The 16,556-nt window shown below is 68.4% G+C and carries 14 protein-coding genes; 7 read left to right on the top strand and 7 right to left on the bottom strand.

Annotated features, from left to right (window positions below; genetic code table 11):
* Positions 1-3 precede the first annotated feature (3 nt).
* Entirely contained in the window at positions 4-516 is a 513-nt protein-coding gene (locus ACE3T5_RS17780; protein WP_374669441.1) for a GNAT family N-acetyltransferase, read from the top strand.
* A gap of 11 nt (positions 517-527) precedes the next feature.
* On the opposite strand, the gene ACE3T5_RS17775 is transcribed toward ACE3T5_RS17780, so the two are convergent.
* The 3 genes from ACE3T5_RS17775 to ACE3T5_RS17765 form a co-directional block, all read right to left on the bottom strand.
* The gene (locus tag ACE3T5_RS17775; protein ID WP_374669439.1) at positions 528-2,216 is read right to left on the bottom strand and encodes an ABC transporter ATP-binding protein; all 1,689 of its coding nucleotides are present in this window, start codon (positions 2,214-2,216) and stop codon (positions 528-530) included.
* Positions 2,217-2,223: 7 nt separating this feature from the next.
* Positions 2,224-3,228: an ABC transporter permease gene (locus ACE3T5_RS17770; RefSeq protein ID WP_374669440.1), complete on the bottom strand. Its 1,005-nt coding sequence runs from the start codon at positions 3,226-3,228 to the stop codon at positions 2,224-2,226.
* A gap of 83 nt (positions 3,229-3,311) precedes the next feature.
* Positions 3,312-4,250 carry an ABC transporter permease gene (locus tag ACE3T5_RS17765; protein WP_374669438.1) on the bottom strand — a complete coding sequence of 313 codons (939 nt, stop codon included), beginning with the start codon at positions 4,248-4,250 and terminating at the stop codon, positions 3,312-3,314.
* Between the two features lie 127 nt (positions 4,251-4,377).
* Between ACE3T5_RS17765 and ACE3T5_RS17760 the strand changes: the two genes are divergently transcribed.
* The 6 genes from ACE3T5_RS17760 to ACE3T5_RS17735 are packed head-to-tail and all read left to right on the top strand — an operon-like array spanning position 4,378 to position 11,691.
* On the top strand, positions 4,378-6,210 hold the full coding sequence (locus tag ACE3T5_RS17760; RefSeq protein WP_374669437.1) for an ABC transporter substrate-binding protein: 1,833 nt from the start codon (positions 4,378-4,380) through the stop codon (positions 6,208-6,210).
* A 5-nt stretch (positions 6,211-6,215) separates the two neighbouring features.
* Positions 6,216-7,835 (top strand): peptide ABC transporter substrate-binding protein, encoded by a 1,620-nt coding sequence (locus ACE3T5_RS17755; protein ID WP_374669436.1) that lies wholly within the window; start codon positions 6,216-6,218, stop codon positions 7,833-7,835.
* A gap of 13 nt (positions 7,836-7,848) precedes the next feature.
* A complete protein-coding gene (gene oppB / locus ACE3T5_RS17750; RefSeq protein WP_374669435.1) occupies positions 7,849-8,769 on the top strand; it encodes an oligopeptide ABC transporter permease OppB in 921 nt (306 codons plus the stop codon).
* 2 nt (positions 8,770-8,771) lie between these two features.
* Positions 8,772-9,683 carry an ABC transporter permease gene (locus tag ACE3T5_RS17745; protein ID WP_374669434.1) on the top strand — a complete coding sequence of 304 codons (912 nt, stop codon included), beginning with the start codon at positions 8,772-8,774 and terminating at the stop codon, positions 9,681-9,683.
* Positions 9,683-10,687 carry an ABC transporter ATP-binding protein gene (locus ACE3T5_RS17740; protein ID WP_374669433.1) on the top strand — a complete coding sequence of 335 codons (1,005 nt, stop codon included), beginning with the start codon at positions 9,683-9,685 and terminating at the stop codon, positions 10,685-10,687. The genes ACE3T5_RS17745 and ACE3T5_RS17740 overlap by 1 nt, the downstream gene beginning before the upstream one ends.
* On the top strand, positions 10,684-11,691 hold the full coding sequence (locus tag ACE3T5_RS17735; protein WP_374669432.1) for an oligopeptide/dipeptide ABC transporter ATP-binding protein: 1,008 nt from the start codon (positions 10,684-10,686) through the stop codon (positions 11,689-11,691). Before ACE3T5_RS17740 ends, ACE3T5_RS17735 begins: the two co-directional genes overlap by 4 nt.
* Positions 11,692-11,910: 219 nt before the next feature.
* Here ACE3T5_RS17735 and ACE3T5_RS17730 read toward each other — a convergent pair whose 3' ends face one another.
* The 4 genes from ACE3T5_RS17730 to ACE3T5_RS17715 form a co-directional block, all read right to left on the bottom strand.
* Complete coding sequence (locus ACE3T5_RS17730; protein ID WP_374669431.1) at positions 11,911-14,826, bottom strand: TonB-dependent receptor plug domain-containing protein; 2,916 nt, start codon at positions 14,824-14,826, stop codon at positions 11,911-11,913.
* A 197-nt stretch (positions 14,827-15,023) separates the two neighbouring features.
* The gene (locus tag ACE3T5_RS17725) at positions 15,024-15,689 is read right to left on the bottom strand and encodes an energy transducer TonB (protein ID WP_374669430.1); all 666 of its coding nucleotides are present in this window, start codon (positions 15,687-15,689) and stop codon (positions 15,024-15,026) included.
* A complete protein-coding gene (locus ACE3T5_RS17720) occupies positions 15,686-16,138 on the bottom strand; it encodes an ExbD/TolR family protein (protein WP_374669429.1) in 453 nt (150 codons plus the stop codon). Before ACE3T5_RS17720 ends, ACE3T5_RS17725 begins: the two co-directional genes overlap by 4 nt.
* A 4-nt stretch (positions 16,139-16,142) precedes the next feature.
* On the bottom strand, positions 16,143-16,556 hold a 414-nt coding region (locus tag ACE3T5_RS17715; protein ID WP_374669428.1), incomplete at its 5' end, for an ExbD/TolR family protein.

Genomic DNA, 16,556 nt, shown 5'->3' with positions numbered 1-16,556 from the left:
ACAGTGGCGGCCATGACGCGCCGCATCCTGCTGCGGGCCCCCGGGCCCGACGACGAAATCGAATTCCTGGCTCGCGTCCGGGCCAGCCGGTCGCTGCATCACCCCTGGGTCAGCCCGCCCGGCACGGGCCCGCAGTTCCGCGCCTGGCTGGCGCGTGCCGGCACCGACAACCACTGCACGCGCCTCGTCTGCGTGCAGCCCACGGGCGCCATCGCCGGCGCCTTCATCATCAGCCAGATCGTGCGCGGGCCCTTCCGCAGCGCCTTCCTGGGCTACTACGCTTTCGAGGGCTTCCAGGGGCAGGGGCTCATGGCCGAAGGCCTGCGAGCCCTGCTTCGCCACGCCTTCGGCCCGCTGAAGCTGCACCGGCTGGAGGCGAACATCCAGCCCGGCAACGAGGCCTCCATCGCGCTGGTGCGCGCCTGCGGCTTCCGGCAGGAGGGCTACTCGCCGCGCTACCTGAAGATCGGCGGCCGTTGGCGCGACCATGAACGCTGGGCGGCCCTGGGGGACTGAGCCGCCGGCCTTCAGCCCGCCGCCGCCGGCTGCCACCCGCGCGGAATGGCGGCCAGCAGCTGCTGCGTGTACGGGTGCGCCGGGCGCTCGTAGATCGCCTGCGCGTCGCCGCGCTCGACGATCTCGCCCTGGTTCATGACCAGGATGTCGTCGGCCATGTACTTCACCACCGCCAGGTCGTGGCTGATGAAGACGTAGGTGAGGCCGAATTCGTCCTGCAGGTCCAGCAGCAGGTTCAGCACGGTCGCCTGCACGGAGACATCGAGCGCGCTCACGCTCTCGTCGCAGATGATCACCTCGGGCTGCATGGTCAGGCAACGCGCGATGGCGATGCGCTGGCGCTGGCCGCCGGAAAACTCGTGCGGGTACTTGCCGAAGGCCGCGGCCGGCAGGCCCACCTTGGCGAGCCAGCCCAGGGCCAGGCGCGCGCGCTCGTCCTCGCTGGCGCCGATGCCGTGGATGCGCATCGGCTCCATCAGGATCTGGCCCACGGTGAAGCGCGGGTTGAGGCTGGCGTAGGGGTTCTGGAAGATGATCTGGATGCGGCGGCGCCAGGCGCGCATCTGCTTGGGCGACAGCGCGGCGAGATCCGTGCCCTCGAAGAGGATGCGGCCGCCGGAGGTGTCGGTCAGGCGCGTGAGCAGCATGCCCACGGTGGTCTTGCCGCTGCCCGACTCGCCCACCACGCCCAGCGTGCGGCCCTTGTGCAGCACGAAATCGGCCTCGCGCACGGCGCTGATCTCGCGCCGGCGGAACAACCCTTCCTTCAGGCGGTAGGTCTTGCGAAGGCCGGTCACCTCGATCAGCGGCTTGTCGCCGGCCGGGCGCGGCGCACGCTCCTCGGTGGCGAGCGGCCGGTTGTGCACGATGTCGTCGATCACCGGCAGGCGCTTCGGCCGCGCGTCCAGGCGCGGGCGGCAGGCCAGCAGCGCGCGCGTGTAGGCATCCTGCGGGGCGCCGAAGATGGACTCGGTCGCGCCGGCCTCGCGCACCTCGCCATGGCGCATCACCACCACCTGGCGCGCGATCTCGCCGACCAGTCCCAGGTCATGGCTGATGAACAGCATGCTCATGCGATGCCGCTCCTGCAGGCGGGCCAGCAGGTCCACCACCTGGCGCTGCACCGTCACGTCGAGCGCGGTCGTGGGTTCGTCGGCGATCAGCAGCTTGGGCTCGCACGCGATCGCCATGGCGATCATCACGCGCTGCTGCTGCCCGCCGGACAGTTCATGCGGATAGGCGTTCAGCCGCGCACGCGGCTCGGGGATGCCGACCTCGGCCATCAGCTCCTGCGCGCGGTCCAGCGCCTGGCGCGGCGACAGACCCATGTGGATGCGCAGCACCTCGGCGATCTGCTCGCCCACGGTGAAGACCGGGTTGAGGGAGCTCATCGGCTCCTGGAACACCACCGAGATGTCCTTGCCGCGCAGCGCACGGATCTCGTCCTGCGGCGCCTGCAGCAGGTCACGGCCCCGGTACAGCACCTGGCTGGCCGGGCTCACGATCGCGTTCTCGGGCAGGAGGCGCACGATGCTCATCGCGCTCACGCTCTTGCCGCTGCCGGATTCGCCCACCAGGGCCACCGTGGTGTTCTCGGGGATGGCGAAGCTCACGCCGCGCACGGCCTCGTGCTGCTCGTCGCGGCCGATGCGGAAGGCCACGCGCAGGTCGCGCACGTCGATCAGGTTCTGGTCGCTCATGCCGGCCTCAGCGCAGTTTGGGGTCCATGGCGTCGCGCAGTGCATCGGTGAGCAGCGCGAACGCGGTGACGAAGGCGGCCATGAAGGCCGTGGCGGCGGCCAGCTGCCACCACTTGCCGAGCACCAGCTCGGTCTGGGCCTCGGCCAGCATCGTGCCCCAGCTCACCATGTCGATGGGCACGCCCAGGCCGAGGAAGGAGAGGATGACCTCGGCCTTGATGAAGCTCACCACGTGCAGCGACAGCTGCACCAGCACCACGTGGCTCACGTTGGGCAGGATGTGTCCGAACATGCGCGCGCCGTTGCTGGCGCCGATGGCCTCGGCCGCGCGCACGTACTCGCGCGAGCGATGCTTGATGTACTCCGCCCGCACCAGGCGGTAGATGCCCGTCCAGCCGACCGCGCCCAGGATGATGACCACCGGCGCGATGCCCTGCGAGAACATCTTGCCGAGCGGCCCCGACTTGAACACCGCGGCCAGCGCGAAGATCAGCAGGATGTAGGGCACGGACGTGAAGACGTTGTAGACCCACTCCAGGAAGTCGTCGAAGCGGCCGCCGAAGTAGCCGGCCAGCGCGCCCAGCACGGTGCCGATGAGGGTGGCCAGCACGGCCGCCGCGATGCCCACCAGGATGGACACCTGCGCGCCCTTGATGGCCTTGTCCAGCACGTCGCGGCCGATGCGGTCACCGCCCAGCGGCAGCGTGGGGGCGCGCACCGCATCCACCGTCTGGATGCGGCTGGCACGCTCGGCCCATTCGGCGTAGCGCGGGGCCAGCGGGTCCACCGCGGACAGATCCACGTTGGGCGGACGATCCACCTCCTTGGCCTGCACCTGCTTCGCGTCCGCGCCCACCCAGTGCGGCGGCGCGAACGGCTCGCCCACTTCCTTCTGCCAGTCGGCGGCGATGACGCCGAACTGCGCCAGCAGCACCAGCACCAGGAAGGCGGCCACGACCCAGAGCGACGTCATGCCCACCCGGTCGCGCTTCAGGCGCGTCCAGGCCTGCATCCATACGCCCGGCGAGCGCGGCAGCTCGGTCAGGGCGGCAGCGGGCGGCGCGCCGGCGCCGGCTTCGATGGGGGTGGTCGCGCTCACTTGAACACCACCCGGGGGTCGACCCACTTGTACATGACGTCCGTGAGCAGGTTGATCACCATCGTGAGTGCGGCGAGGTAGATCGTCACCGCCTGGATGACCGGGTAGTCGCTGCGGCCCACGGCGGTGTAGACCTCGCGGCCGAGACCGGGGATGGAGAAGAACACCTCGATCAGGAACGAGCCGATGAACACCCCCGGCAGCTGCGTGGCCACGTTGGTGAGGATCGGGATCATCGCGTTGCGCAGCACGTGCTTGAACAGGATGGTGTTCTCGGCTACGCCCTTGGCACGCGCGGTGCGCACGTAATCGTGACCGATCTCGTCGAGGAAGAAGCTGCGGTACAGCCGGGTGTGCGGCGCCAGGCTCACCAGCACCGCGAGCAGCACCGGCAGCGGCGCGTACACGGTGAGATTGGTCCACACGCTGTTGGTCCAGCCCTGCACCGGGAACCAGCCCAGGCGGAAGGCGAACAGGTACTGGCCGATGATCACGTAGACCAGGAAGCTGATGGACAGCGCCACGGTGGTGATGACCATCACCGCGCGATCCGTCAGGCTGCCGCGCACATAGGCCACCGCCATGCCCGCGACGATGGCGAGGCCGACTTCCAGCACCAGGATGGGCACCATCACCGTCAGCGTGGCCGGCAGGCGCGTGGCGAAGATGTTGGCCACGGCCTCATTGGTAGCCCAGCTGCGGCCCCAGTCGAAGGTGGCCACCTTGGTGACGAACAGCCAGAGCTGTTCCCACACGGGGCGGTTGAGGCCCAGCTGGTTGCGGATGGATTCGATCTGTTCCGGCGTGGCCTGCAGGCCGCCGAGGATCTCGGCCGGGTCGCCGCCGAAGTACTTGAAGAGGAAGAAGACCAGCAGGATCACGCCAGCGAGCGTGGGGATCATCTGCAGGATCCGCCGCAGGAGATAAGAAAGCATTCTGAATGGTGTTCCAGAGCGCGGCGGGCGGGTGCCGCGACACGATTTTTAGGGAAACCGCTCGTGGCGGTCGTCTGGGCGCGCATTATGCTTGCGCCCTCGCGATCCCGAATAGGTGTTTCCAAGCATGAATCCCCGCAACTGGGTGCCGGCCATCAGCCTGTGCCTGGCGATGGGCCTGCTCCAACAGAGCGCAGCCCAGACCGTCCCGCCTTCCCCGCCCGCCGCCAACCAGCCCGAGAAAGTCCTCCGCTACGCCTTCCCCGTGGCGGAGACGGGCTTCGACCCGGCCCAGGTGTCCGACCTGTACTCGCGCATCATCACCGCGAACCTGTTCGACGCCCTCTACGGCTACGACTACCTCGCTCGCCCGGCCAAGGTGATCCCGGTGCTTGCTGAAGCCATGCCGGAGATCGCGCCCGATTTCCGCACCTACACCGTGCGCCTGCGGCGCGGCGTGCTGTTCGCGCCGGATGCCGCCTTCGGGGGCAAGCCGCGCGAAGTGACCGCCGCCGACGTCGTCTACTCCATCAAGCGCATCGCCGACCCGAAGAACAAGAGTCCCAGCTTCAGCGGCCTGGCCGAAGAGAAGATGCTGGGCCTCGACGACCTGCGCAAGAAGGCCGTGGCGACCGGCAAGTTCGACTACGACACCGAGATCGAGGGCCTGCGCGCGCTGGACCGCTACACGGTGCAGTTCAAGCTCGCCGAGCCGCGCCCCCGGCTGCTGTACACCCTGGCCGACGGCGGCATCCTGGGCGTGATGGCCCGCGAGGTGGTCGAGAAGTACGGCGACGACATCATGGCGCACCCGGTGGGCACCGGGCCCTTCATGCTGAAGGAGTGGAAGCGCTCCTCGCTCATGACCTTCGTGCGCAACCCGAACTACCGCGAGGACCGCTACGACGCCGCACCGCCCGCCGACGACGCGCAGGGCCAGGCCATCCTGAAGCAGATGAAGGGCCGCAAGCTGCCCATGGTGGACAAGGTCGTGGTCTCCATCATCGACGAGCCGCAGCCGCGCTGGCTCTCGTTCCTGAACAACGAGCACGACTTCATGGAGCGGCTGCCGCAGAACTTCGCGACGCACGCCATCCCGAACAACGAGCTGGCCCCCAACCTCGCGCGGCGCGGCATCACGATGGAGCGCGTGCCGCTGTCCGACATCACCATGCTGTTCTGGAACATGGAGGATCCGGTCTTCGGCGGCTACACGCCCGAGAAGGTGGCCCTGCGCCGCGCGATCGCCCTCGCCTACAACGCCGAGGAAGAGGTGCGCCTGCCGCGTCGTGGCCAGGCCATCGTGGCGCACGGCTACGTGATGCCCAACACCGCCAGCTTCGACCCGAAGTTCCGCTCCGAGATGGGCACCTTCGACCGCGCCCGCGCCATGGCCTTGCTCGACATGTACGGCTACGTGGACAAGAACGGCGACGGCTGGCGTGACCTGCCCGATGGCAAGCCGCTGGTGATGGAGCACAACACGCTGGGCACGGCCGACTACCGCGAGCTCGACGAGATCCTGAAGAAGAACATGGACGCCATCGGCGTGAAGATCAACTTCAAGATCGGCAAGTGGCCCGAGCAGCTGAAGGCCGCGCGCGCCGGCAAGCTCACCATGTGGGGTGTGGGCCTGTCGGCCAGCAGCCCGGACAGCGGCCCGGTGCTGGAGCGCGGCTACGGCAAGTCGGTCGGCCTGTCGAACCTCGCGCGCTTCCGCAACGACCAGTTCGACGCGCTCTACCAGAAGCAGAGCCAGATGCCCGATGGTCCCGAGCGCGACAAGGTGATCCGCGAGGCCGAGCGCATCCTCATCGCCTACATGCCCTACAAGATCCGCGTGCACCGCATCGGCACCGACCTGATGCAGCCCTGGCTGCTGGGCTACAAGCGCCACCCGAACGCACGCGAGTTCTGGAAGTACGTCGACATCGACACCGCCAAGCTGCCCCGGAAGTGAACCCCATGAGCCAACCGACCCGATTCACCCGTGCGGCCCTGCTGCTGGCGGCCTGCTCTGCCCTGCCCCTCGCGGCCGCCGCCGCCGTGGTGCCGCCCGGCGTGCAGCTGCACCCCACCCAGACGCTGATCCGCAACAACGGCAGCGAGCCCGAGTCGCTGGATCCTGCCATTGCGGAATCGGTGGGCGCGAACAACATCACCCGCGACCTGTTCGAGGGACTGACTGCCAACGACGCCGACGGCAAGATCATCCCCGGCGCCGCTGAGAGCTGGAAGCAGGTGAACGCGACGACCTGGACGTTCAAGCTGCGCGCCAATGGCAAGTGGTCCAACGGCGACCCGGTCACCGCGGAAGACTTCGTCTACGGCATCCGCCGCTTCGTCGATCCCAAGACCGGCTCCAAGTACGCCACCACCTACGGCGCCTTCCTGCTGAACGGCGCCGACGTCGCTGCCGGCCGCAAGCCGCCCACGGAGCTGGGCGTGAAGGCGCTGGACAAGCTCACGGTGGAGATCCGCACCTCGCAGCCCACCACCTTCCTGCCGGCCCTGCTGTCCAACAACAACCTGGGCGCGGTGCACAAGGCCACGGTCGATAAGTTCGGCCGCGAATGGACGAAGCCCGGCAACCTGGTGGGCAACGGCGCCTTCGTGCTGAAGGAGTGGCAGGTCAACAGCAAGGTCGTGCTGGAGAAGAACCCGCAGTACTGGGATGCCGCCAACGTGCAGCTCACCCGCGTGACCTATCTGCCGGTGGAAGACGGCAACGCCGACATCAAGCTGTGGGAGGCCGGGCAGAACGAGATGGTCTACCAGCTCCCGCCCGGCACCTATGAGCCGATGAAGGCCAAGTACCCGAAGGAGACGGTCAACGCGCCGATGCTGGGCATCCGCTACTACTCGTTCCAGACCCAGGCACCCGCCTTCAAGGACGTGCGCGTGCGCAAGGCGCTGTCGATGGTGATCGACCGCGAACTGCTCGCCCAGCGCGTCACCGCCGACGGGCAGGCGCCCCTGTACGGCCTGATGGTCAAGGGCCTGGAGGGCGCGGACATCACCGAGTACGACTGGGCGAAGTGGCCCATGGCGAAGAAGGTCGAGGAGGCGAAGAAGCTGCTGGCCGAGGCGGGCGTGAAGCCGGGCACCAAGTACACCTTCTCCTACAACACCAGCGAGTACCACAAGAAGATGGCCATCTTCGCGCAGTCCGAGTGGAAGCAGAAGCTGGGCATCCAGATCGAGATGGAGGCGATGGAGTTCAAGGTGCTGCTGAAGAAGCGGCACGACGGCCAGTTCCAGATCGCCCGCAACGGCTTCATCGCCGACTACAACGACGCCACCAACTTCCTTGCGCTGGTCCGCTGCGACTCCGACCAGAACAACAACTTCAACTGCAACCGCGAGGCCGAGAAGCTGATCACCGAAGGCACGCAGCAGACCGACGCCGCGAAGCGCAAGGCGCTGCTGACCAAGGCCACGCAGATGATCATGGAAGACTACCCCATCATCCCGTTGCTGCAATACTCGCTGCCGCGGCTGGTGAAGAGCTACGTGGGCGGCTATTCCCTGCTGAACGCGCAGGACCGCTTCCGCAGCAAGGACTTCTACATCATCAAACACTGATGGCCCACTGCTGATGTGGTCCTATGCGATGCGGCGGGCGCTCGCCACGCTGCCGACCCTGCTGGCGGTCATCACCGCCTGCTATCTGCTGCTGCACCTCGCCCCTGGCGGCCCGTTCGACCAGGAGCGCGTGGTGTCGCCCGAGGTGCTGGCCAACCTGCAGGCCAAGTACCACCTGGACAAGCCGCTGTGGCAGCAGTACCTGCTGTACCTGGGCAACCTGCTGCAGGGTGACCTGGGCGCCTCGTTCCGCTATGCCGACTGGTCGGTGAACGACCTGGTGGCCAAGGCGCTGCCGGTGTCGCTGGCCATCGGCGGCACGGCCCTGGTGCTGTCCCTGGTGGTCGGCGTGGCCCTGGGCACGCTGGCGGCGCTGCGCCAGAACAGCGCCGCCGACTACTCGCTGATGTTCGTCAGCAACGTGGGCAGCGTGGTGCCCTCGTTCGTGATGGGTCCCGTGCTGGTGCTGGTGTTCGCACTCTGGCTGCGCTGGCTGCCGGCCGGCGGCTGGGACAGCTTCAGCTGGCGCTTCATGCTGCTGCCGGTGGCGCTGCTCACCTTCATCAACGTGGCGACGATCGGCCGTGTCATGCGCGGCAGCCTGATCGAGGTGCTCAAGAGCCCGTTCATCCGCACCGCGCGCGCCAAGGGCCTGCCCACCCGGCTGATCGTGCTGCGGCACGCACTCAAGCCGGCGCTGCTGCCGGTGGTGTCGGTCGTGGGGCCGCTGGCCATCTCCTCCATCACCGCGGCGCTGGTGACCGAGACCGTGTTCTCGCTGCCCGGCCTCGGCAAGCTGATCGTCAATGGCGCCGCCAACCGTGACTACACCCTGGTGCTGGGTCTGGTGGTGCTGATCACCGTCATCGCCGTCACGCTCAACCTGCTGGTCGACCTCGCCTACGCCGCGCTCGACCCCAAGATCCGCTACTGAGCATGCTCTCCAACGAACGTGGACGCGCCATGGCGCAGGTGCTGGCGCAGGTGGAAGTGGCCGCACCGGCGCGCAGCCCGTGGGCGGATGCCCGTCGGCGCTTCATGCGCAACCGTGCTGCCATGGCCAGCCTGGTGGTGCTGGCGATCATCTCGCTGGCCTGCCTCATCGGGCCGGCGGTGCTGCCGCACGCCTTCGACAGCACCGACTGGGAGGCCATGCGCCTGCCGCCGACCTGGAAGAACATGCACTGGTGGGGCACGGACGAATCCGGCCGCGACCTGCTGGTGCGCTGCCTGGTGGGCGGGCGCGTGTCGCTCATGGTCGGCCTGCTTGCCACGCTCGCCTCGGTGGCGATCGGCATCGCGTGGGGCGCCACCGCCGGCTTCATCGGCGGCCGGGTGGACGCCCTCATGATGCGCGCGGTCGACATGATGTACGCCATCCCCTACCTGCTGATCGCGATCCTGCTGGTCACCCTGCTGGGGCGCGAGTTCTACCTGGTGGTGCTGGCGATCACCGCGTTCTCGTGGATGGACATGGCGCGCGTGGTGCGCGGCCAGACGCTCTCGCTGCGCGCGACCGAGTTCGTGGAGGCCGCGCGCGCCATCGGCGTCTCCACCCCGCGGATCATCTTCGCCCACATCGTGCCCAACCTGCTGGGCATCGTCGTCATCTACACCACGGTCACGGTGCCCTCGGTGATCCTCACCGAATCGGTGCTGTCCTTTCTGGGCCTGGGCATCCAGGAACCGATGACAAGCTGGGGCGTGCTGATCGAGGATGGCACCAAGGTGATGGAGTCGGCGCCGTGGATGCTGCTGTTCCCCGGCGCGCTGCTGTCCATCACGCTCTACTGCTTCAACTTCATCGGCGACGGCCTGCGCGACGCGCTGGACCCGAAGGAACTGTGATGACCCCGACCGAAGCGCCGCTGCTGCAGGTGGAGGATCTCGCCGTGCGCTTTCGCGTGCCCGAGGGCGAAGTGGCCGCGGTCAACGGGCTCGATTTCCGCGTGGCCCGCGGCCAGACCTTCGGCATCGTGGGCGAGAGCGGCTCGGGCAAGAGCCAGAGCATGCTGGCGATCATGGGCCTGCTGGCCGCCAACGGCCGCGCCACCGGGCGCGCGCTGTTCCAGGGCCAGGATCTGCTGGCACTCGATGCCGCAGCCCTGAACCGGCTGCGCGGCAACCGCATAGCGATGATCTTCCAGGATACGATGACCTCGCTCAACCCGTACCTCACGGTGGAGCGGCAGATGACCGAGGTGCTGGAATTGCACAAGGGCCTGACGCGCCGCTCGGCACGCCAGCTCGCCATCGAGACGCTGGAGTCGGTGAGCATCCCCGACGCCGCACGTCGCATCACCATGTACCCGCACGAGTTCTCCGGCGGCATGCGCCAGCGCATCATGATCGCCATGGCGCTGCTGTGCCAGCCGGACCTGCTGATCGCCGACGAGCCGACCACCGCGCTCGACGTGACGGTGCAGGCGCAGACCGTGCAGCTGCTGCGCGAGCTGCAGCGCACCCACGGCACCGCCATCGTGCTCATCACGCATGACCTCGGCGTCGTGGCCGGCCTGTGCGACGACGTCATGGTGATGTATGGCGGCCGGGTGATGGAGCAGGCGGGCGCCGAAGCCCTGTTCGACCAGCCATCCCATCCGTACACGGTGGGCCTGCTCGGCGCCGTGCCACGCCTCGGGCAGGACGATGACTTGCCGCTCGCCGCCATCCCGGGCAGCCCGCCCAACATGCTGCGGCCGCCGGCGGGCTGCCCCTTCGGGCCGCGCTGCGCGCTCGCCGCGGACCGCTGCGCCACCCAGCCGCCGGCGCTGGTGGTCGAGGGCGCACGCCGGCGCGCCTGCCACGAGAGCACCGCGGCCGTGACGGCCCTGCGGGCGGCGCGCGCATGATGCCGGCGACAACCCCCCACGACACCGGCACGGAGCCACTGCTGGCGGTGGACCACCTGCAGGTCCAGTTCCGCGTGCGCAACCAGAGCGCCCTGCCCTGGGCACCGGCGCGGGTGCTGCATGCGGTGAACGGCGTGAGCCTGAGCCTCGCCGCCGGCGAGACACTGGGTTTGGTGGGTGAGTCCGGCTGCGGCAAGTCCACGCTGGCGCGGGCCCTGCTGAACCTCGTGCCCACGGCCGGGGGCAGCATCCGCTGGTTCGGCCGCGAGATGCGTGGTGCGCCCGACGCGGACTGGAAGGCCGTGCGCTCTCAGGTGCAAATGGTGTTCCAGGATCCGCTGGCCTCGCTCAATCCGCGCATGAACATCGCGCAGATCGTGGGCGAGCCGCTGCGCACCCATCAGCCGGGCCTCAGCCAGGCGGAGGTGCTGGACCGCGTGCGGGCCATGCTGGAGCGGGTGGGCCTGTCGGCCTCGCACCTGTACCGTTATCCGCACGAGTTCTCCGGCGGCCAGTGCCAGCGCATCGGCATCGCGCGCGCCCTGGTGCTGCGGCCGCGTGTGCTGGTCTGCGACGAGCCGGTGTCGGCGCTCGACGTGTCGATCCAGGCGCAGATCATCAACCTCCTGCAGGACCTGCAGCGCGAGATGCAGCTCGCGCTGGTGTTCATCGCGCATGACCTGGCGGTGGTCCGCCACCTGAGCCGCCGGGTGCTGGTGATGTACCTGGGCCGGGTGATGGAGGTCGGCCCGCGTGACGCGCTGTTCCGCTCGCCGCACCACCCCTACACGCGCGCCCTGCAGTCCGCCGTGCCCGTGCCGGACCCGCGTGTCGAACGCACGAAGCAGGTGCAGCTGCTCAAAGGCGACCTGCCCTCCCCGCTGGATCTGCCGGCGGGCTGCGTCTTCCGCACCCGCTGCCCGCAGGCCACGGATCGCTGCGGCACGCCCCCCGTGCTGGCCACCCGACCCGGCGGCACCGAGTCGGCCTGCTGGCTCGACTGAGCGACCGCGGGGCCGGGCTGCGGGCCGCCCGGCCGTCATTCATCGCACCCAGCCGCAATCCGTCGCACCGGGGGCGCCGCCCGATCCGGCGATGCCTAGCATCCGCTCGTGATGACAAGGCTTCTGCCCACACGGACGAAAAAAAACCCGCCGGCTCACACCGGCGGGGATGATGCGAGGCGCCTACGTGCCGCGGCGCCCCGAGTCCCTGGCTTGCGCTTAGAACTTGTGCTTCAGGCCGATACGGAAGTAGCGGCCGATGGCGCCGGAGAAGTCCAGCGGGTTGTAACCCAGGGCGCCATAGGTGATCGGATCCAGCGGCGGCTTGGAATCCAGCACGTTGGCGATGCTGCCGAAGATCTCGGTGTTCTGGCGGAACTTCCAGTTGAAGTTCAGGTCGAGCGTGCTGAACGACTTGATCTTGCAGTCCGCCGGGAACGGGTTGCCGCCCACGTTGAAGGCGCAGCCCGCGGGGTGATCCTGCGGGTCACGCGCGCTCATGCTGCCGCGGTAGTTGACCACCGCGCCCACACGCCAGGCGTTCACGTCCCAGGTGGCGGCCAGCTGGATCTTGTTGCGCGGCGTGCCGATGCAGTTGGTGATGTGGCAGTCACCGTGCGAACCAGCGTACTCGTAAGAGGCGCCACCCGGACGGGTCACGCGCTGGTTCTTCAGGTGCGTCCAGGTCGCCGAGAAGGTGACCCGGCCGTTGCCGCCGCCGAGATCCCAGCGGTGCTTGGCTTCCACGTCCAGGCCGCGCGTCAGGCTCTCGCTGGAATTGATGAACTGCACGAAGCCGGTGAGGATGGCGCCGGGGTCGGCCGCGTTGGTCGACGTGGCGGGATCGCGCAGCACCCGGCCGGCGTCCACGGCTTCCTGCGGCTCCTCGATGACGGGCAGGCCCTTGCGCTTGATCTGGAACAGGTCGGCCGTCAGGCTGGTCTTGGGGGTGATGTCCCAGACCGCGCCCAGCGTCACGCTCTGTGCCTTCTCGGGCTCCAGGCTCGGGTTGCCGCGCTGCACGAAGGTGGGCGCCACGGCGTTCTGGTTCGGCACGCCGGCGGCGGTACGGGCACGGTCATTGACCACGGCGCCACCGAAGGCAGCGACGGAGTTGATGCCGTTCTCGGCCGCGGACGGGGCACGGAACGAGCGGGCGAAGGTGCCGCGCAGCAGCAGGTTGTCAGCCGCCATGAACTTCAGGCCGGCCTTCGGGGTGAAGGCGTTGCCAGCATCCGAGTAGCGGTCGAAGCGGGCAGCGGCGTTGACTTCCAGGCGCTTGGTGACAGGGGCCACGACTTCCGCGAACACGGCAGCGATGTTGCGCTTGCCGCCATAGCGGGTGTAGGACAGGCCGATGTAGTCGCCCAGGCCGTTGTAGAAGTCGAGGTTGCTTTCCTCGCGGCGGAACTCGGCGCCGAGGGCCAGGCCGACATCGCCACCCTCGAGCTTGCCGATGGTGCGCGAAGCCTTGAAGTCGACGTACATCGTGCGGGCGTAGCCCTCACGCGACTGGTCCTGCAGCAGCGCGTTGTACATGGCGGCGCTGTTCAGGTTGGCGTTTTCGGCGATGCGCCACACGGTGCCGGCCGGCAGCGCGGCATAGGCCGGGCTGATGGCCGCCGCGGCGGCCACGTTGGCGGCCGTCGGGTTCATCAGCGCGTTGGCCACGCGCCAGTTGATGACCTTCTCCGCGGTGTCAGTCTGCTTGCTCTCGGAGAAGTGGATCGCGGTGTCGTAGTCCCAGTCCTTCGCGATCACACCCTTCATGCCGGCGGTGAAGCGGGTGGAGGTGCTTTCGGAGGAGATGACGCGCGGGCCGATCTCCATCGTGGGGTTGTAGCTGAGGCGGGCCGCCGCGTTGTACGGGTTGTCCGGGTGGCCGGCACCGATCAGGAAGTTGGCCAGGTTGGAGCTGACGCTGCCGTTGCTGCCGAAGATGGTGCCGTTGGGCACCAGGCCGGTGATCTGCACGCGCGACTGGGTCGTGTAGAACCCTGCTTCGGCGAAGGCCTCGTGGTCGCCCGACAGGCGCTTGGTGAAGCGGGCGTAGATGTTGCCCTGCTCGGAATCGGGGTGGACCTGGCCGGTCTGGCGCCACAGGTCCGTGATGCAGCCGCGGCCCGGGTCGTTCTGGACCAGGTTCACATTGGCATTGCAGTACGTCTGGGCGCCGGGGAAGTTGCGCGCGAAACCGGTGGTGGCGGTGTCGCCGTTGCCGCGGGAGTAGTAGTCGAGCGTGGTCGGGTTGCGGACGTTGCCGATGATGCTCTGCGTCGTGCTGTTGTTCACCAGCGCGCCGGCGGCGGTGGTCGGGATGACGCCGTTGCCGCCCAGGCGGGCCACGTTGTTGCTGCCGGTCGCCGAGTGGCTGAAGCCGTAGGGCGTGAGCACCGAGATGCCGACCGGGCCGCGATCCGTGCGCTCGCTGAACAGCATCTGGTCCTTCTTGCCGTACTCCACGTTCAGCAGCAGGTTCCAGCCGTCCTTGTCGAGGTCGCCGCGGCCGTGCGTGAGGGCGATCTTCGGCTGGTCGCCGTCGCCGTAGCGCGAGACGCCGTAGGACGCCTTGAGGTTGGTGCCGACGTAGTTCTTCTTCAGGATGATGTTGACCACGCCCGCGACGGCGTCGGAGCCGTAGATCGCGGAGGCGCCGTCCTTCACCACCTCGACGCGCTCCACCGCTTCCAGCGGCAGGGAGTCGAGGTCGACGAAGGAGCGCTGGGCGTCGTCCGCCAGCACGGCGGTGGCGACGCGGCGGCCGTTGATCAGCACCAGGGTGGCGTTGGCGCCCAGGCCGCGCAGCGAGATGCCGGCGGCGGTGGCGCCGGAGAAGCCGCGACCGTAGGTCGTGGGCACGGAGCCCTGACCATCGGAGGTGAGCGTCTGCAGGAACTCACCCATGGTGGACTTGCCGGACTGGTCGATCTCGTCCTTGGAAATCACCTGCACCGGGGAGGCCGTCTCGACGTCCGCACGGCGGATGTTCGATCCCGTCACCTCCACCCGTTGCAGCGAGGGTTGCGCCTGCGCCATCACGGCCGGGGCCGCCATCATTGCGGTCGTGCCGCACAGGGCCGTGAGGACGGCGCTGGCGACGCCGCTGCGCCTGAAAACTTGTCTTTCGCTTCTCATGGGTTCTCCAATCATTGTTCGAGCGCGTCGGAGCGATAGCTCCTGAACGAACCTCCGCGGTATTCAGCCGGGTTGCGGCTTCATGACCGCCGCGTGAAACTCTGACACAAGGGCCAGGGAGCGTCACTTGGGTGTTGTCCTTCGCGGCCCGCCTGTTGCTCAAATACATCGCAGCGGGCGCGCGGCGGACAAGACCCTCACTCCAGCTTGAATACGAATTCCTGCGTGGCGGTGATCTCCGCGGCGCCCTCGGCGTTGCACTTGTACTGCAGCATCGCGTTGCGGACGGCGGAGTGGAAGACACGCGGACCCGAGAGGATCTGCACCTCGGTCACCGAGCCGCCCTTGATGGTGGCCTGGGCCACCACCACGCCCTGGGCGCCCTCGCGGACGGCCTGGCGCGGCATCTCGGGGCGCGTCTGCGTGGGGCAGACGACCGACATCTCCACGCGCGCGGGCCGCGCGGGTGGGGCCGGCGGTGCAGCCGGTGGCGGTGGCGGCGCGATCACCGGCGGGGCCGGCGGCGGCGTCTGCACCGACTGGATGGCCGGTGCACTGGTGGAGGGCGGCGTCACCTCCGGCGGGGGCACGAAGGGCGGCGGCGGCGCCTCGACCCGGGGCTCGGGCTTGGGCGTCTCGATCTTCTTCGGCGGCGGCGGGGGTGGCGGCGGCGGCGGGATGATCACTTCCTGGATGACCGCGGCCTCCATCGGCTTCTTGATCATCTCCAGGCCCTTGCGGGCCGTGCCGGTGACCAGCGCCCAGCCCACGAACAGGTGGAAGGCGACGACCGCGATCCAGCCCACCATGCGCCGGCGGGGATCGGACCCGGGGTAGCGGCGGCTATGCGTGTAGGTGGTCATTTGACGAACTGCTCGCTGCCGATCACGGCCAGTTTCGACAACCCCTTGCGCTTGGACGTGGACAGCACGTTCGCGAACACCGCGTACTGGCAGTCCTTGTTGGGGCGCAGGTGGATCTCGGGTTGCACCGGCATCGCGGCCAGCTCGGTCATCTTGGCGTCGAGTTCCTCCGCCGTGACCGGCAGGCCCTGCCAGTACACGACGCTCTTCTCGTCGATGTCGATCTGCACCTTGGGCGGCTTCTCGACGTTGTTGGGCGGCGTGCCCACCGGCATCTCGAGGTTGACGGCGTGCAGCTGGATCGGGATGGTGATGATCAGCATCACCAGCAGCACCAGCATCACGTCGATCAGCGGCGTGGTGTTGATGTCGTTGATGACCTCGGCATCACCCTGCCCGCCCGGGCGGGCCGACAGCGGCAGGGGCTTCTTCTTGCGCGGGATGGCCATGACGTCAGCCTCCCAGCGGCGGGGGTTCGGTGATGAACGCCACCTTGGTGATGCCCGCCCGCTGGCAGGCGTAGAGCACCTTGCCCACGCCGTTGTAACGCGCGCTCATGTCACCGCGGATCTGCACCTCGGGCTGGGGCTTCATGGTGGACACCTTCTTCAGCCGCGCGACCAGCTGTTCGGTGTCGTTCATGGGCGTGTCGTACCAGAACACGTTGCCCTTGGGGTCGACCGAGATGATGACGTTCTCGGGCTTGGTCTCGCGCACCTCCACCCGTTCCTTGGGCAGCTGCACCGGGATGGAGGTCGTGACGACCGGAATGGTGATCAGGAAGATGATCAGCAGCACCAGCATCACGTCCACGAGGGGCGTGGTGTTGATGGCGGAAATGACTGCGTCCTCGTCGCCTGACGAGTC

The sequence above is a fragment of the Ramlibacter sp. genome, from assembly GCF_041916345.1.
GTDB lineage: Bacteria > Pseudomonadota > Gammaproteobacteria > Burkholderiales > Burkholderiaceae_C > Ramlibacter.
This window is presented reverse-complemented; position numbering and strand designations above follow the sequence as displayed.

Excerpts from the sequence above, each read along its gene's own strand:
- ACE3T5_RS17775 (WP_374669439.1), bottom strand. The coding sequence starts at position 2,216 with ATGAGCGACCAGAACCTGATCGACGTGCGCGACCTGCGCGTGGCCTTC.
- ACE3T5_RS17770 (WP_374669440.1), bottom strand. The coding sequence starts at position 3,228 with ATGCAGGCCTGGACGCGCCTGAAGCGCGACCGGGTGGGCATGACGTCG.
- ACE3T5_RS17765 (WP_374669438.1), bottom strand. The coding sequence starts at position 4,250 with ATGCTTTCTTATCTCCTGCGGCGGATCCTGCAGATGATCCCCACGCTC.
- ACE3T5_RS17760 (WP_374669437.1), top strand. The coding sequence starts at position 4,378 with ATGAATCCCCGCAACTGGGTGCCGGCCATCAGCCTGTGCCTGGCGATG.
- ACE3T5_RS17755 (WP_374669436.1), top strand. The coding sequence starts at position 6,216 with ATGAGCCAACCGACCCGATTCACCCGTGCGGCCCTGCTGCTGGCGGCC.
- oppB (WP_374669435.1), top strand. The coding sequence starts at position 7,849 with ATGTGGTCCTATGCGATGCGGCGGGCGCTCGCCACGCTGCCGACCCTG.
- ACE3T5_RS17745 (WP_374669434.1), top strand. The coding sequence starts at position 8,772 with ATGCTCTCCAACGAACGTGGACGCGCCATGGCGCAGGTGCTGGCGCAG.
- ACE3T5_RS17740 (WP_374669433.1), top strand. The coding sequence starts at position 9,683 with ATGACCCCGACCGAAGCGCCGCTGCTGCAGGTGGAGGATCTCGCCGTG.
- ACE3T5_RS17735 (WP_374669432.1), top strand. The coding sequence starts at position 10,684 with ATGATGCCGGCGACAACCCCCCACGACACCGGCACGGAGCCACTGCTG.
- ACE3T5_RS17730 (WP_374669431.1), bottom strand. The coding sequence starts at position 14,826 with ATGAGAAGCGAAAGACAAGTTTTCAGGCGCAGCGGCGTCGCCAGCGCC.
- ACE3T5_RS17725 (WP_374669430.1), bottom strand. The coding sequence starts at position 15,689 with ATGACCACCTACACGCATAGCCGCCGCTACCCCGGGTCCGATCCCCGC.
- ACE3T5_RS17720 (WP_374669429.1), bottom strand. The coding sequence starts at position 16,138 with ATGGCCATCCCGCGCAAGAAGAAGCCCCTGCCGCTGTCGGCCCGCCCG.